Raw genomic sequence first — 12,529 nt, forward strand, 5'->3', positions numbered from 1 at the left:
CCGAGGTCGAGTGTGGCGAAAGTGTAGGACGAAGTGCGTACATCCGTGGTCGGATTTGCCGGATTGTTGCGACGGAATCGAGACCGCTGCCTGCGACGACGCGCGGGGTGTTTGGTACTGCCCACCCCGGGTACCGCCAGGGACATGACCACCGTGGATCGCATCGCGGATCCGTGGGGTTCGCGCACACCCTACGGACCCGGGCAACGCTGGCCCACCCGCGTCGACACCTATCTCGCCGACGGACTGACCGAGGACGATGTCGACAGGTGGGTGCAGTCGGCGACCATCCTGCATTCCAACGGCGACGGCCTCGACATCGCCGTCAAGGACGGGCGCATGGTGGGGGTGCGCGGACGCGCCGTGGATCGGGTGAACCACGGTCGGCTCGACCCCAAGGACCTGTTCGGCTGGCAGGCGAACCACTCGGAGGACCGGCTCACCGCGCCGTTGATCCGGCGCGACGGCAAGCTCGTCGAGACCGACTGGGACACCGCGATGGATGCCGTCGCCGGTCGTACAAAGGAGTTGCTCGACGAGCGCGGCCCCAGTTCGGTCGGCTTCTACACCACCGGGCAGCTGTTCCTGGAGGAGTACTACACCCTCGCGCTCATCGGTCACGGTGGCATCGGCACCAACCACATGGACGGCAACACGAGGCTGTGCACGGCGACGGCGGCAGCCGCACTCAAGCAGTCCTTCGGGTGTGACGGGCAGCCCGGCTCCTACACCGACATCGACCATGCCGACGTCATCGCGCTCTACGGACACAACATGGCCGAGACGCAGACGGTGACATGGACGCGGATCCTCGATCGGCTCGCCGGACCGAATCCACCGGCCGTGATCTGTGTGGATCCGCGGTGGACGCCGGTCGCGCGGGCCGCGACGGTGCACCTCGCTCCGCGCCCGGGCACCAACGTCGTCCTCATGAACGGGCTGTTGCACGAGATCCTGCGACGCGGGTGGATCGACGAGAAGTACATCGAGGAGCACACCGTCGGATTCGACGAACTGCGCACCCAGCTCGACGACTATCCCCTCGAGAAGGTCGCCGAGATCTGCGACGTCCCCATCGAGGATCTGCAGGAGGCCGCTCGACTGCTCGGCACGGCGGAGCGGCTGCTCTCGACGGTCCTGCAGGGTTTCTACCAGTCCCATCAGGCCACCGCGGCCGCCGTGCAGGTGAACAACATCCATCTCGTGCGCGGCATGCTCGGCAGGCCCGGGTGCGGAGTCCTCCAGATGAACGGGCAGCCCACCGCGCAGAACACCCGTGAATGCGGAGCCGACGGCGACCTACCGGCCTTCCGCAACTGGGCCAACGAATCGCACGTCGAGGACCTCGCCCGGGTGTGGAACATCGATCCGATGCGGATCCCGCACTACACCGCCCCCACCCATCTGATGCAGATGATGCGGTACGTCGAGGACGGCTCGATCCGCTTCCTCTACGTGAGCGGGACGAATCCGGCCGTGTCCCTACCGGAACTGCGGCGTGTGCGCGAGATCCTCACCCAGGACAGGCTTTTCCTCGTGGTGCAGGACATCTTCCTGTCGGAGACCGCGCAACTCGCCGACGTCGTCCTGCCCGCTGCGACCTGGGGTGAGAAGACCGGGACGTTCACCAACACCGACCGCACCGTGCACCTGTCGGAGAAGGCCGTCGAACCACCCGGGCAGGCCAGGCCCGATCTCGACATCTTCGTCGACTACGCGCGCCGGCTCGACCTGCGGGACAAGGACGGCGAACCGCTCGTGAAGTGGTCCACGCCCGAGGAGGCCTTCGAGGCGTGGAAGGAGTGCACGGCCGGGCGGCCCTGCGACTACACGGGCATCACCTACGAGAAACTCCGTGGCGGAAGCGGAATCCAGTGGCCGTGCAACGCCGACGCCCCCGACGGGACCGAACGTCTCTACGAGGGCGGAAAGTTCTGGGCCGCACCGGACTACTGCGAGAACTACGGACGCGACATGGTCACCGGAGCGCCGGTCGAACCCACCGAGTACCGGGCGCTGAACCCCTTCGGCAAGGCGATCATCAAGGCGGGTGAGTATCTTCCCCCGCACGAGACGGTCTCCGACGAGTATCCGTATCTGCTCACCACCGGCCGCACGCTCTACCACTTCCACACCCGCACGAAGACCGGTCGTGCCCCGCAACTGCAACGCGCGGCACCGGAGGTGTGGGTGGAGATGTCGGCGGGCGATGCCGAGCGGCACGGCTGGTCGGAGGGCGACCTGCTGCGGGTCGACACCCCGCGCGGGCACGTCACCGCTCGGCTGCGGATCAGCGGGATCCGGACCGGGGTGCTGTTCCTGCCGTTCCACTACGGATACTGGGACACCCCGGCCGGTCACGAACCGGCGCTCGAGGGGCGCGCGGCCAACGAACTGACCTTCACCGACTGGGATCCGGCGTCGAAGCAACCCCTGTTCAAGTCGGGCGCCGCGCGCGTCGAACGGGTCGCCGTCGCCGACGACGGGCCGTCCGCGGCGCCGACCACCACCGCCTCGGCACCGGTCTCCGGCAGCGTGCCCGCCACCTCGGGTGGACCGGACGCCGAGATCACCGAGACGCTCGACGGCGGAGGGCCGCGATGAACAAGGTGTCCCTGGCGATCCGCGAACTGCACCGATCGGAGAACGACCTGGCGACCGAACTGCTGCGCACGGCGGACCGGCACAAGGTCGACCACGAGATCTTCCACGTGGCGCGTGACATCGCCGGCTGGTCGCAGCAGCACGTGCGCGAACTCGCCCGCGTCGGTCACGACTACGACCTCGACCTCGACGACGAGCCCCAGGGCGTCCACGAGGTGCTCGCGGAGGTGCGGCGGAAGGGAAGCGAGATGCTCGGCCGCCGGCACGCCCCCAGCGTCCTGCTGCTGCGGGATCTGCGCACCGTGCACCGCATGGCGGCGGGCGTCTCGCTCGACTGGGAGATCCTTGCCCAGACGGCCCAGGCCCTGAGCGACCGCGAACTGCTCGCCCTCTCCGAACGCTGCCATCCCCAGACTCTGCGTCAACTGCGGTGGGCGAACGCGAAACTCAAGGAGATCGCCGCGCAGACGGTGGTCACCGACTGAGCGGCGGCACGGTCAGGGACGCTCGAACCTCTCCTCGCGCCCGAGCCTGCGTAGCCGGATCCACTCGCGCAGACCGGCCGGGTCGCGGCGGGTGATCAGGAAGTACCAGCCGAACCGCACCCATTCCTGGGGCAGCAACCGGCGCAGTCCCGGCTGCGACAGCAGGTAGCCGCGGTTGCGGTAGGTGAAGAAGCGCTTGGTGTCGTTGTCCGGATACTGCGTGTGCATCCGGCCACCGAGAATCGGCTTGAATTCGTCGGCACCGTCCGGGTGCAGGTAGGCCGTCTGCAAGCAGGTGCCGAACGGCAGTCCCGACCGGACGAGACGGCGGTGCACCTCGACCTCGTCGCCACGGACGAACAGACGCAGGTCGGGCACGCCCACCGCGTCGATCGCCGCGGCCGTGAAGAGCGCGCCGTTGAACAGCGAGGCGATACCGGGCAGCAGGTCCTCGTCGCCGAGTTCGTGCCGCCACCGCCGCCACACCACACCGCGGCGCAGCGGGAAAGCGAGGCGATCGGGCTGCGCGATGTCGCACACGACCGGCGACACCTCGGCCAGGCCGTTGCGCTGCGCGCAGTCGAGCAGCGTCGCGAGTACGTCCGGTCCCTCGGGGCGGCCGTCGTCGTCGGCGAGCCACACCCGGTCGGCTCCCAGCGACAGCGCGTACAGGATGCCGAGGGCGAAGCCGCCCGCGCCACCGAGATTGTGCTTCGAACCGAGATAGCTCGTGGGCAGGTCCACCGCGTCGACGAGCTCGCGCACCGCGTCCTCGTCGCCGTTGTCGACCACCACGAGATGGTCGAGCGGACGGGACTGCGAGGCAAGAACTTTCAGCGAATCCGCCAGCAGCTCACGACGGCGGTGCGTGACGACGACGCCGATGATCCGTTCGTCAGCCACCGTTCGAACCCGTCGAGGCCGCGGCGTCGGGGGCGGACTTCGCGGTCCGCTCACGCTCGAGCTCGTGGAGGATCGTGCGCACGTGATCGCCGGCCTCGTCGCCCTCGTAGGCGCGCACCACGTGCTCGATGTCGCCCTGCTCACGGATCCGGCCGTGGTCGATCCACATCGCCTGGTCGCACAGCTGGGCGAGGAACTCGTTGGAGTGGCTGGCGAACACGAGGATGCCCGAACGCGCGACGAGATCCTGCAGACGCACGCGCGCCTTCTTCATGAACTCCGCGTCGACCGCGCCGATGCCCTCGTCGAGCAGCAGGATCTCGGGGTCGATGCTGGTGACCACGCCGAGCGCGACGCGCACCCGCATACCGGTCGAGTAGGTGCGCAGCGGCATGTTGAGGTAGTCGCCGAGCTCGGTGAAATCGGCGATCTCGTCGACCTTGGCCAGCATCTGCTTGCGGCTCATCCCGAGGAACATGCCGCGGATGATGATGTTCTCGTAGCCGGAGATCTCCGGATCCATGCCGACGCCGAGGTCGAACACCGGCGCGACGCGGCCCTTCACCTGGGCATGGCCGCGCGTGGGCTCGTAGATCCCCGAGAGCAGACGCAGCAGCGTGGACTTGCCGGCACCGTTGTGGCCGACGAGCCCGACGCGGTCGCCTTCCTTCAGCGACATCGTGATGTCGCGCAGAGCCTCGACGACCACGACGTCGGAGTTGTTGCGGCCGATCGCTCCGCCCGCCTTACCCAGGAATGCCTTCTTCAAGGACCGAGTCTTGGCGTCGAAGATGGGAAAGTCGACGCACGCGCCGCGCGTTTCGATGCTGACCCGACTCACGATGCTGCTCCAGACGCTGACACGGGACCCGAGCGTACCCGTCGCGCCGATACCGGAGTCCCGGGGCGTACCCGGCGGGACTACAGGTACTGGCCGGTTCCGGGATGGGTCTGGCCGGGGATCTGCTGATCGTTCCGGCCCTGACCGCCGTGCACGGCACCGGACGGGAGGGCTCCCTGACGCATCTGCTCGAGCTGGGCGCGAGCCGCCATCTGCTGAGCGAACAGCGCAGTCTGGATACCGTGGAACAGACCCTCGAGCCAGCCGACGAGCTGGGCCTGCGCGATGCGCAGCTCGGCGTCGGAGGGCACCGCGTCCTCGCCGAAGGGCAGCGCGAGCCGCTCGAGTTCCTCCCGCAGGTCCGGGGCGAGACCCTGACCGAGTTCGCGGATGGACGACAGGTGGATGTCCTTGAGCCGGGTGCGGCTGGCGTCGTCGAGCGGCGCGGCCTTCACCTCTTCGAGGAGCTGTTTGATCATGGTGCCGATCCGCATGACCTTCGCAGGCTGCTCGACCATGTCGGCCAGGGATTCGCCGCCGTTCTCGGTCTTCTCCTCCTCCGGCCGGCCGTCGGCCTCCGCGCGGGCCGCCTCCTCACGGGAGACTCGGATGGGTCGGCCGTCGGGTCCGATCACGAGAACCTGGTCGTTGTCCGGATGCGTCATGGCTCCATTCTCCCTTTCCCACCCCGGGGGTGCCCGGTTACCCGAGGGACCCGGAGTGCCGGGTACCCCGATCGAGCCTACCGAGAGGGCAACGCCGAGTGCAGGTACGGCGCGTCCCGATTGACATCGGGACCTAGAGTGTCTGCCATGGCTTACGACGTTGCCCGGATCCGGGGGTTGATCCCCTCGCTCGGGGACGGGTGGATCCATCTCGATCCACGGGCCGGTATGCAGATCCCCGATGTGGTGTCGCGCACCGTGTCCACTGCCTTCCGCAACTCGGCCGCGTCGTCGACGGGACGGCACCTGTCGTCACGTCGCAGCGCCGCGATCCTCCAGGAGGCGCGCGTCGCGGTCGCGGAACTCGTGGGTGCCGATCCGGACGGCGTCGTCCTGGGCCCGAGCCACGCGGTGCTGCTCGCCTGGCTCGCCGAAGCACTCAGCTCCCGCCTCGGGCTCGGCACCGGCATGGTGCTCTCACGGCTCGACGACGAAGCGAACATCGCTCCCTGGTTGCGGGTCGCGAGCCGCTACGGCGCGCAGGTGCGCTGGGCCGAGGTCGAGATCGAGACGTGCGAGCTGCCCACCTGGCAGTACGAGGAACTCATCACGCCCACCACCCGGCTCGTCGCGCTCACCGCGGCGTCGTCGATCGTCGGCACCGCGCCCGACGTGCGGGTCGTCGCGGATCTCGTCCACGAGGTCGGTGGACTCATGGTCGTCGACGCCGCGGGCGCGGCCCCCTACGCCCACGTCGACATCGACGATCTGGGCGCCGACGTCATCACCGTCGACATCGCCTCGTGGGGTGGCCCGCAGATCGGTGCGCTCGTCTTCTCGGACCCCGCGCATCTCGAACGGGTTCCGGCCATGTCGCTGAACCCGCACGCGCGCGGCGCCGAACGCCTCGAGGTGGGCGGTCACCAGTTCGGTCTGCTCGCCGGTATCCCCGCGTCCATCGACTTCATGGCCTCGCTGGACGACGAGGCCACCGGTTCGCGTCGCGAGCGTCTCGACATCTCGATCAGCTCGATGCAGAACTATCAGGACGTGCTGTTCGACCGCCTGATGCGGCAGCTCGACAGTCTCACCGGCGTGATCGTGCTCGGCCGCGCGTCGAGCCGCGTCCCCACCCTCAGCTTCACCGTCGACGGCGTTCCGGCCGAGAAGGTCGCCGCGCATCTCGCCGACCGTCGCATCGCGACGGTGGCGAGCACCCGCGGATCGAGCCGGCTCCTCGACTCCCTCGGCGTCAGCGACGAAGGGGGAGCGGTGAGCATCGGCCTCGCCCCCTACACCACGAGCTTCGAGGTCGATCAGCTCGTCCGCGAGCTCCGCAACCTCTAGTTCCGCTCGATCCGCAGCACGACCTTCCCGACGGTTTCGGGGCTGTCGAGCAGTTCGTGGGCCCGGGCGGCCTCGGTGATCGGCAGCTCGGCGTGCACGACGGGATGGACCTTCGCCTCCTCGATGAGCGGCCACAGATTGGCGCGCACGGAGTCGATGATCGCGCTCTTGCCCGACGGCCCCGAGTCCGGACGGCCGCGCAGACCGGTCGCGATGACGTGACCGCGCTTGGCGAGCAACTTGCCGAGGTGCAGTTCACCCTTCGTGCCGCCCTGCATGCCGATGACGACGAGCCGTCCGTCCGGAGCGAGGACGTCGATGTTCCGGGACAGGTACTTCGCGCCCATGTTGTCGAGCACCACGTCGGCACCACCGAAGGCATTGCGCACCTCGGAGACGAAGTCCTGTTCGCGGTAGTCGATCGCCAGGTCGGCGCCGAGCTCGCGGCAGCGGTCGAGCTTGCCGGCCGAGGCCGTCACCGCCACCTTTGCGCCGAGCGCCTTGCCCACCTGGATGGCATGCGTGCCGATGCCTCCGCCGCCACCGTGGACGAGCAGGACGTCGCCGCGCTTCAGGCCGGCGGTCATCACGACGTTCGACCACACCGTGCACGCGATCTCGGGAAGCGACGCGGCGACCGCGACGTCCATGCCCTTCGGGACGGGCAGCAGCTGGGAGGCGGGGACCGCGACCTTCTCGGCGTAACCGCCACCGGTGAGGAGGGCACAGACCTTGTCGCCGATGTTCCAGCCCGTCACACCCTCGCCGAGTTCGGAGATCACTCCGGAGCATTCGAGGCCCAGGATGTCGCTCGCCCCCGGGGGCGGCGGGTAGAGGCCGCGCCGTTGCAGCAGGTCGGCGCGGTTGACCGCGGTCGCCGCAACATCGAGAAGTACGTGCCCGGGAGGCAGGTCCGGGTCGGGCTGCTCGGTCCACCGGAGAACTTCTGGACCACCGGGTTCGGTGGCGACGATTGCATACATGTGTTCGACGCTATCGCGTGCGGGGCAGTGAGGGGACGGTCACTCCGCTCGTGGCGCGCTCACCTGCTCGAAGCTACCGCGCGGTAACCGGATCGGGCCGTCGGCATTACACTCCCGGCGTGACCAGCGAACGAGACGAACCCAAGTGGTTGACCGCAAAGGAGCAGGAGGCCTGGCGTCTCTACATGGACGGCAACAACCGTCTCATGAGCGCCCTCAGTCGGTCCCTCAACGACCGACACGACCTGTCGCTGGCGGAATATCGGATCCTGGTCATGCTCTCCGAAGCCCCCGACGGCGCCCTGCGCATGAGCGATCTCGCCGACGGCGTGCTCTCCTCACGCAGCCGGCTCACCCATCAGATCCGGCGGATGGAGCAGGAGAAGATGGTCGTGCGCAGCTCGTGCCCCGACGACGGTCGCGGTGTGCTCGCCACCATCACCGACGAAGGCAGGCGACGTCTGGCGGAGGCCGCCCCCACCCACGTCGACGACGTGCGCAACTACCTCATCGACCTGCTGTCGGCCGACGAACTCGACATGCTGGCGCGGGTCTTCGCGCGCGTCGAGCACACTCTGGCCGACCGCTGAGGTCGCGAATCGGTTAGGCCCTGCTTGCGCGGAGCGGTTAGGATCTGCCACGGAAGCGTGGCAGAGCGGCCGAATGCACTCGCCTTGAAAGCGAGCTTGGGTAACACCAACGGGGGTTCAAATCCCTCCGCTTCCGCCACAGAAGAGGTTCCGGCACCCGAACAGGGAGTCGGAACCTCTTCTCGTTCCTACCGCCGGGTGGCGACCATCTTCTCCTCGAGGATCCAGGTGCGTCCCTCGTCGACGGAGTACTCGCCGAGCCAGACGAAATGATCGGCACCCACCTCCGTGAACCGCCACCGGAGGAACGGGTCGCCGTCGGTGCTGATCAGGTGCATCTCGTCGCCGGACGGTCGTCCGATGAATTTGCGGACACGCCCGTGGATCGGCTCGATCCAGGTGGAACGCCAGGCTCCGATTCCGTCGTCGAAGAACCGGATCGTCGTGCCGTGGAACGAATAACGCTCGTCCTCGGTCGACTGCTGATCACCGGCCGGGACGATCCACACGTCCTGGATCGCCCGCCCGCCGAGCACGGTGCCGAAGTGCACTTCTCCCCACAGCGACGCGGGTGCCTCCTCGTCCCCGGGGCGGCTCCACTGCAGATCCCAGCTTCCGTCGAACCGTGAGAAGGCCTCGAGCTTCGGATCGGCGACGCCGGTCAGGAGAGTGGCCTCGAGAGCATTCATGCGGCCAGTGTGCCCGCGCCGTGCGGGCATGTCCCCGGATCCCGGGGAGTCGATCGCGTCGCGTCAGCTCGGTCCGGCGGCCACCGCTCGTTCCACGGCCGCGGCCGCGCCGTCGTGCCAGGGTTCGCCGTGGCCGACGAGGACGTGTTTCGCGCCGGTACCGGCGATGGCCGCCAGCGAGGCGAGGGCGGTCGCGCTGTCGGCGGTCGCCGCACCCGAGACGATCTGCGGACCGTGCCTGCCCGTGTACGGATCGAGGGTGACGACGGCATCACCGACGATCACGGTGTCGCGATCGGGGAGATGCAGCGCGCAGTGCCCGTAGGTGTGGCCGGGGGTGTGCAGGGGCACGGGCCGGCCCGGCAGGTCGAGCGGTTCGGAGTCGTGGAAGAGCGTCACGTCGTCGACCCCGCGCACCCACAACGCACCGGCCACGGTCATGCGGGCGAGCACAGGGATGCAGGCGGGATACCGGACGGGATAGAGCAGCCGGTTGCGTTCGTGCTGGTAGCGGTAGGGATGGGCGGCGAGGAACTTCTCGTCGCGATGCGCCCACACCGGCACCCGCCACCGCTCACGCAGACGCTTCGCCGACCCGACGTGATCGAAATGGGCGTGCGTGAGGACGACTCCCTGCACGTCGTCGATCCGGCGACCGATGTGCGAGATCGCCTCCTCGATGCGACCGGCGGTCGCGGGCAGTCCCGTGTCGACGATGGTCACTCCGGCGTCGTCCTCGATCAGGTAGACGTTGACGTCGGCGTGCGCGAGGCGATGCACGCCCGGCGCGACATCCGTGTGCAGCATTGCGGCCCTTCGCTCGGGGAACGTGTGGGTTCAGCTGTGTCCGTCGATCTCGTCGGCGATGAAGGCGGCCCACGACCGCACCTCGTCCTCGGCCGCGGACGGACCGAACGACCGATAGTCGAGCGCGGCGAGTTCGGACACCAGATCGGGTGTGTCCTCGGCGCTTTCGTCGCCCACCGCGAACAACCACACGAGCTGCTGACTCAGCCCTGAGGCCCGCGACGACAACAGTTCGGCGGTATCGGGCGAGTACTCGCCGGCGTCGACCTCCCCTCCGAAGACGACGCCCTCGAACTCCTCCGACCGCTCGAGATCGGAGGTGTCACCGACGGTGACGTCGATGTCCCGCTCTCCCAGGGCGTCGGCGACGAGCCGGGCGATCTTCTGGCTCGGACCTTCGGGACTGTCCGTGACGACGAGAACGGTCATTGTGTCTCCAGCATGTTCGGCGGCTCGGGTTCACTGGTGCGTTCCCGGTCCCCGAGGGGCGGAAACATGTGCCCGGCCGTTGCGGGAGGTCGATCCGGTCTACGGGGTGCTGTCCGGGAAGATCTCGAAGGTCTTCGTGCCGACGGCGGTGGAAAGTCCTTCGGGTCCGACGACTTCGGTCGTGACCGTGTAGACACCGGGAGTCCCCAGCACGAGTTCGTTGGCGCGCATCCGCCCCGAACAGGCGGCGCTCCGGTCGTTGTAAACGTACCCGCCGGGGCCGGTCACCGTCGAGACCACCTGGCAGGTCTCCTTCCAGAGCTCACCGTCCGCGGTCAGCGCCCGCCACCGGAAGATGACGCCCGCCTTCCCCCACGAGGTCGCCTCGTACATGTCGGGTCCGATGAGGTGGCCGAGTCCTGAACGCTCGGTCAGGACGGTCACCGACGTGACGACGGGAACGGCCGGTGCTGCGGACGTGGTGGTCGACGGGGTCGCGACCGGCGAGGTGGTCGAGGGCGCGGCCGTATTCGTCGTGGTCGTTGCCGGCACCGACGTGGTCCGCGACGTGGTGGTGGCCGGGACCGTCTCGGTGACCGTCACGTACGAGGTGACCGTCGACGGAGGTGTGTCGGCCGCAGGGCTCGCGCCACCGCAGGCGGTCAGTGCGGTGAGGCCCGCGGCGCAGCCGAGCGCGAGCACACCTGTCCGGAACGGTCCACGATGCATGACGACCATGCTCGATCACATGGCCGTCCTGCACAGTCGTCCGATCGATCGACGTCTCAGCCGGCGATACCGAGTGCCCGCACCCCGGGTGCTCCGGAGCGGCGGACGAAGTCGGAGTCGGCGAGGCGTTCGTCCGCTCCGAGATCCAGCGACAGGTCGACGGTGCCGGCGAGCCGGTACGGCTTGCTCTCGATCACGTCCCCGATCGCGCGGCGCAGCCTCGACACCTCAGCGCGGACCGACACGGCGTGGTCGTCGTCCCCGTAGAGGGCCCGGCTGAGCGCCGCGACCGTCATGCCGTCCGGACCGCGCTCGTGCAGCAACAGCAGGATTTCGGCCTGACGCGCGGTGACGATGCTGCGCCACGTGTCGTCGTCCCCGAACACCTCCACCGTCGGCGACGACGACACGTGCAGCACCATCCGCATGCGCGACGACGAGGCTGCGCCGCGGATCAGCCAGCCGTGCGAAAGACGCTCGGGCACACACAGTCCCATACCGGGAACGGTCAGTGGGCGGGCATGCCGCGGAACCGCGACCCGTTCGGCGGCGATACCGGAGGCGTGTGCGACCCAGCCGTCCTCGTCGACGAGCAGCACCGGTCCCCGCGTCGACGACAGCAGGGGAGCTGCCTCGGTGCGCAGCCGTTCGAGCCGCACCTCGTGCCGTCGCCACAGTTGTGATTCGGCAAGCCTGACGGCGGTGTCGACGAGGGCGATGATGGCCGGATGCAGGGTCAGAGCGGGGCCGCTGACGTCGACGATGCCCAGCAGGTCGCCACGGATCGGATCGTGGATCGGCGCGGCGGTGCAGTACCAGGGGTGCTGGGTCGTCTCGAAGTGTTCTCCGGAGAACAGTTGGACGGGCGCGGCCTCCGCGAGTGCCGTCCCGATGGCGTTGGTGCCGACCGTCGACTCGGTCCACACCGTCCCCTCCTGGAATCCGAGGGCATCGGCACGCGAACGGATCGGTGCCGAACCGCTGCGCCACAGGATCACGCCGTCGGCGTCCGTCACCACCAGCAGTAGGTGGGAGGCGTCGGCGACAGGTGTGATCACCTGCTGCAGATCTTCGATCACCGCGGAGAGGGCGGACGCGCGGCGACGTCTCTCGACCTCCGCGGCCGACAACCGGCTGCGCTCGTTGATGCCGGTGGGATCGAGGCCCGCGTCGAGCACGCGCTGCCACGAGCGGGACACGAGCGGGCGGGGTCGCATGGGTGACCGGGCGCCGCCGATCACCGCGTCGTGCATCCGCGTCAACTCGCGCGCGTAGCGCGACAGGTCGGTGCCGGGCGCGATCGCGCTGAACGTGGTCACGGTCTCCTCTTCGTCGTGGTCCTCGGAGCATAGGTGGCAAATGTGTGCTGCGCCACAAATCGGATGCCGTGCAACGTGGCGCAACGCTTGCGGGCGTGCGGCCCCGCGGAGTGTCCTGGATCACATCACCACGGGAAA

At 68.7% G+C, this 12,529-nt stretch carries 13 protein-coding genes and 1 tRNA gene; 5 read left to right on the forward strand and 9 right to left on the reverse strand.

Annotation, left to right across the window (positions count from 1 at the left end):
* Positions 1-144: 144 nt before the first annotated feature.
* Both CKW34_RS01300 and CKW34_RS01305 read left to right on the forward strand, forming a co-directional pair.
* Positions 145-2,604, forward strand: a complete 2,460-nt coding sequence (locus tag CKW34_RS01300) for a molybdopterin oxidoreductase family protein (RefSeq protein WP_059382169.1) — start codon at positions 145-147, stop codon at positions 2,602-2,604.
* Positions 2,601-3,089 (forward strand): hypothetical protein, encoded by a 489-nt coding sequence (locus CKW34_RS01305; RefSeq protein ID WP_059382170.1) that lies wholly within the window; start codon positions 2,601-2,603, stop codon positions 3,087-3,089. Before CKW34_RS01300 ends, CKW34_RS01305 begins: the two co-directional genes overlap by 4 nt.
* 12 nt (positions 3,090-3,101) lie before the next feature.
* On the opposite strand, the gene glfT1 is transcribed toward CKW34_RS01305, so the two are convergent.
* From glfT1 to CKW34_RS01320, 3 genes are all read right to left on the reverse strand, one after another.
* The gene (glfT1, locus tag CKW34_RS01310) at positions 3,102-3,992 is read right to left on the reverse strand and encodes a galactofuranosyltransferase GlfT1 (RefSeq protein ID WP_016692663.1); all 891 of its coding nucleotides are present in this window, start codon (positions 3,990-3,992) and stop codon (positions 3,102-3,104) included.
* Entirely contained in the window at positions 3,985-4,836 is an 852-nt protein-coding gene (gene wzt / locus CKW34_RS01315; protein WP_095092000.1) for a galactan export ABC transporter ATP-binding subunit Wzt/RfbE, read from the reverse strand. Before wzt ends, glfT1 begins: the two co-directional genes overlap by 8 nt.
* Positions 4,837-4,913: 77 nt before the next feature.
* On the reverse strand, positions 4,914-5,498 hold the full coding sequence (locus CKW34_RS01320; RefSeq protein ID WP_059382172.1) for a bacterial proteasome activator family protein: 585 nt from the start codon (positions 5,496-5,498) through the stop codon (positions 4,914-4,916).
* Between the two features lie 147 nt (positions 5,499-5,645).
* Here CKW34_RS01320 and CKW34_RS01325 point away from each other — a divergent pair, with 147 nt between their 5' ends.
* Complete coding sequence (locus CKW34_RS01325) at positions 5,646-6,845, forward strand: cysteine desulfurase-like protein (RefSeq protein ID WP_059382173.1); 1,200 nt, start codon at positions 5,646-5,648, stop codon at positions 6,843-6,845.
* Here CKW34_RS01325 and CKW34_RS01330 read toward each other — a convergent pair.
* A complete protein-coding gene (locus tag CKW34_RS01330; protein ID WP_059382174.1) occupies positions 6,842-7,828 on the reverse strand; it encodes an NAD(P)H-quinone oxidoreductase in 987 nt (328 codons plus the stop codon). The two genes, CKW34_RS01325 and CKW34_RS01330, sit on opposite strands and share 4 nt — an antisense overlap.
* Positions 7,829-7,947: 119 nt before the next feature.
* Between CKW34_RS01330 and CKW34_RS01335 the strand changes: the two genes are divergently transcribed.
* The gene (locus CKW34_RS01335) at positions 7,948-8,418 is read left to right on the forward strand and encodes a MarR family winged helix-turn-helix transcriptional regulator (RefSeq protein WP_033097821.1); all 471 of its coding nucleotides are present in this window, start codon (positions 7,948-7,950) and stop codon (positions 8,416-8,418) included.
* Between the two features lie 51 nt (positions 8,419-8,469).
* A tRNA-Ser gene (locus CKW34_RS01340) sits at positions 8,470-8,557 on the forward strand.
* Positions 8,558-8,606: 49 nt separating this feature from the next.
* Here CKW34_RS01340 and CKW34_RS01345 read toward each other — a convergent pair.
* The 5 genes from CKW34_RS01345 to CKW34_RS01365 all read right to left on the reverse strand — a co-directional run bounded on the left by CKW34_RS01345 (position 8,607) and on the right by CKW34_RS01365 (position 12,391).
* A complete protein-coding gene (locus CKW34_RS01345; protein ID WP_231921781.1) occupies positions 8,607-9,107 on the reverse strand; it encodes a hypothetical protein in 501 nt (166 codons plus the stop codon).
* A 63-nt stretch (positions 9,108-9,170) separates the two neighbouring features.
* Positions 9,171-9,914 (reverse strand): MBL fold metallo-hydrolase, encoded by a 744-nt coding sequence (locus tag CKW34_RS01350; protein ID WP_059382176.1) that lies wholly within the window; start codon positions 9,912-9,914, stop codon positions 9,171-9,173.
* A 30-nt stretch (positions 9,915-9,944) separates the two neighbouring features.
* On the reverse strand, positions 9,945-10,343 hold the full coding sequence (locus tag CKW34_RS01355) for a flavodoxin domain-containing protein (RefSeq protein ID WP_059382177.1): 399 nt from the start codon (positions 10,341-10,343) through the stop codon (positions 9,945-9,947).
* Between the two features lie 99 nt (positions 10,344-10,442).
* Positions 10,443-11,072, reverse strand: a complete 630-nt coding sequence (locus tag CKW34_RS24215) for a hypothetical protein (RefSeq protein ID WP_155418944.1) — start codon at positions 11,070-11,072, stop codon at positions 10,443-10,445.
* Between the two features lie 56 nt (positions 11,073-11,128).
* Complete coding sequence (locus CKW34_RS01365) at positions 11,129-12,391, reverse strand: helix-turn-helix domain-containing protein (protein ID WP_059382179.1); 1,263 nt, start codon at positions 12,389-12,391, stop codon at positions 11,129-11,131.
* Positions 12,392-12,529: the final 138 nt, after the last annotated feature.

Origin of the sequence: Rhodococcus rhodochrous, from assembly GCF_900187265.1 — a bacterium.
GTDB lineage: Bacteria > Actinomycetota > Actinomycetes > Mycobacteriales > Mycobacteriaceae > Rhodococcus > Rhodococcus rhodochrous.

Coding starts and splice junctions, on each gene's coding strand:
- CKW34_RS01320 (WP_059382172.1), bottom strand. CDS start 5,498: ATGACGCATCCGGACAACGACCAGGTTCTCGTGATCGGACCCGACGGC.
- CKW34_RS24215 (WP_155418944.1), bottom strand. CDS start 11,072: ATGCATCGTGGACCGTTCCGGACAGGTGTGCTCGCGCTCGGCTGCGCC.
- CKW34_RS01355 (WP_059382177.1), bottom strand. CDS start 10,343: ATGACCGTTCTCGTCGTCACGGACAGTCCCGAAGGTCCGAGCCAGAAG.
- CKW34_RS01300 (WP_059382169.1), top strand. CDS start 145: ATGACCACCGTGGATCGCATCGCGGATCCGTGGGGTTCGCGCACACCC.
- CKW34_RS01305 (WP_059382170.1), top strand. CDS start 2,601: ATGAACAAGGTGTCCCTGGCGATCCGCGAACTGCACCGATCGGAGAAC.
- CKW34_RS01325 (WP_059382173.1), top strand. CDS start 5,646: ATGGCTTACGACGTTGCCCGGATCCGGGGGTTGATCCCCTCGCTCGGG.
- CKW34_RS01345 (WP_231921781.1), bottom strand. CDS start 9,107: ATGAATGCTCTCGAGGCCACTCTCCTGACCGGCGTCGCCGATCCGAAG.
- CKW34_RS01330 (WP_059382174.1), bottom strand. CDS start 7,828: ATGTATGCAATCGTCGCCACCGAACCCGGTGGTCCAGAAGTTCTCCGG.
- CKW34_RS01350 (WP_059382176.1), bottom strand. CDS start 9,914: ATGCTGCACACGGATGTCGCGCCGGGCGTGCATCGCCTCGCGCACGCC.